Origin of the sequence: Arthrobacter sp. Hiyo1 (assembly GCF_001263615.2) — a bacterium.
GTDB lineage: Bacteria > Actinomycetota > Actinomycetes > Actinomycetales > Micrococcaceae > Arthrobacter.
The window spans coordinates 85832-88199 of sequence record NZ_DF952468.1; the positions used below are offsets into that span (position 1 = coordinate 85832).

Annotated in this window: 2 protein-coding genes and 1 pseudogene; all 3 read left to right on the plus strand. The window is 66.2% G+C overall.

Features of this window, described 5'->3' with window-relative positions:
- Positions 1–603: phosphoadenylyl-sulfate reductase (locus AHiyo1_RS00345; protein ID WP_059387241.1), on the plus strand; the 603-nt coding region annotated here is incomplete at its 5' end.
- Positions 600–1588: pseudogene (gene cysD / locus AHiyo1_RS00350) on the plus strand (sulfate adenylyltransferase subunit CysD). The gene AHiyo1_RS00345 and the pseudogene cysD, both read left to right, overlap by 4 nt.
- A partial coding sequence (locus AHiyo1_RS00355; RefSeq protein WP_172465452.1) for a GTP-binding protein occupies positions 1588–2368 on the plus strand: 781 nt, incomplete at its 3' end. The pseudogene cysD and the gene AHiyo1_RS00355, both read left to right, overlap by 1 nt.

Sequence of the window (2368 nt, forward strand, 5' to 3'; positions counted from 1 at the left end):
CGCAACTTCGAACTGCCCGCCGTCGCCGTGGCCTGCTCCATGGCCGACGCCGTGCTGCCGGCCCTGGTCGCGGACCAGTTTCCCGGCGTCGACGTCCTCTTCCTGGAGACCGGCTACCACTTCCCGGAAACCCACGCCACGCGGGACGAACTCGCCGCTAACCTGCGCGTGAACATCGTGGACGTGCTCCCCGAGAACACCGTGGAGCAGCAGGACCGCCTCCTCGGCAAGGACCTGTTTGCCCGTGACGCCGCCCAGTGCTGCGCGCTCCGCAAGGTCCAGCCGCTGCGCCGGACCCTCGCCGGCTACGAAGTCTGGTTCACCGGAGTCCGCCGCGACGAGGCACCCACCCGGACCAACACCCCGCTGATCACCTGGGACGAGGCCAACGGATTGGTCAAGGTCAACCCGATGGCCGACTGGAGCTTTGACCAGTTGGTCCAGTACTCCGAAGACAACATCCTTCCCGTCAACCCCCTCCTGAGCCAGGGCTACCCGTCCATCGGATGCCAGCCCTGCACCCGCAAAGTGGCCCCGGGAGCGGACCCCCGCTCCGGCCGCTGGGCAGGAACCGACAAGACAGAATGCGGACTACACGTATGAGCATCTACACAACCAACGAGGACACGGAGCTGTCAGTGCTGGAAAAGGACCTTGTGGAGACGCCGACTGCCGCCCAGGCTCTGCGGTCGGCCCGCCTCTCGTCTTTGGACACCCTCGAGTCCGAGGCCATCCATATCATCCGCGAGGTTGTTGCCGAGTTCGAGAAGCCTGCGCTGCTGTTCTCCGGTGGCAAGGATTCCGTGGTCATGCTGCACCTGGCCACCAAGGCGTTCTGGCCTGGCAAGGTTCCGTTCCCCGTGCTGCACGTGGACACCGGCCATAACTTCCCCGAGGTCATCGACTTCCGCGACCGCACGGTGGAGCGCCTGGGCCTCAAGCTCGTGGTGGGTTCCGTCCAGGAGTTCATCGACCGTGGCGAGCTCGCCGAGCGTGCCGATGGTACCCGCAACCCGTTGCAGACCGTGCCGCTCCTGGACGCCATCCAGCGCAACAAGTTCGACGCCGTTTTCGGCGGCGGACGTCGCGACGAGGACAAGGCCCGTGCCAAGGAGCGCATCCTGAGCCTGCGCGACGAGTTCGGCCAGTGGGATCCCCGCAACCAGCGCCCCGAACTGTGGAACCTGTACAACGGCCGCCACACCGTGGGCCAGCACGTCCGGGCGTTCCCCATCAGCAACTGGACCGAGCTGGACGTGTGGCGCTACATCGAGCGCGAAGGCATTGAGCTGCCCGGCCCCTTTATTACGCCCACGAGCGCGAGGTCTACGAACGCGACGGTATGTGGCGCGCAGTCGGCGAGGTTTCCATGCCGCTTCCGCACGAGGAAGTCGTCACCAAGCTAGTCCGCTACCGCACTGTGGGCGACATGTCCTGCACCGGCGCGGTCGTTTCCGACGCCCGCACGGTTGCCGACGTCGTCGTTGAAGTTGCCGCATCCACACTCACCGAACGTGGCGCCACCCGTGCAGATGACCGCATCTCCGAGGCAGCCATGGAAGACCGCAAGAAGGACGGCTACTTCTAATGAGCACCGAAACCGCACTCCTGGAGACCGGCCTGCGCGAATCAACGCTGTTCCGTTTCGCCACCGCTGGATCCGTCGACGACGGCAAGTCCACCCTGGTGGGCCGCCTGCTGCACGATTCCAAGGCGATCCTCGCGGACCAGCTCGACGCCGTCGCCCGCACCTCTGCCGACCGTGGCTTCGGCGGAGCCGGCGCCACCGGCAGCCAGGCCATCGACCTTGCCCTCCTGACCGACGGCCTTCGCGCCGAACGGGAACAGGGCATCACCATCGATGTCGCCTACCGCTACTTCGCCACGGACCGCCGCAGCTTCATCCTCGCGGACTGCCCCGGCCACGTTCAGTACACCAAGAACACGGTGACGGGCGCATCCACTGCGGATGCCGTCGTCGTACTCATTGACGCCCGCAAGGGAGTCCTGGAGCAGACCCGCCGCCACTTGTCGGTGCTGCAGTTGCTGCGCGTGGCGCACGTAATCGTCGCCGTGAACAAGATCGACCTCGTGGACTTCAGCGAGTCGGTCTTCCGCGAGATCGAGACGGACGTGCAGAAGGTTGCCCGCGAGCTTGGCTTGGGCAGCGATGGGATTGCCGACGTCGCGGTCATCCCGGTATCGGCGCTCGACGGCGACAACGTCGTGGACCGCTCGGACCGCACCCCCTGGTACAGCGGCCCGGCCCTGCTCGAAGTCCTGGAAACCCTTCCGGCCGCCGATGAGCTCGAAAGCCACTTGGAGAGCTTCCGCTTCCCGGTCCAGCTGGTCATCCGCCCGCAGGGCG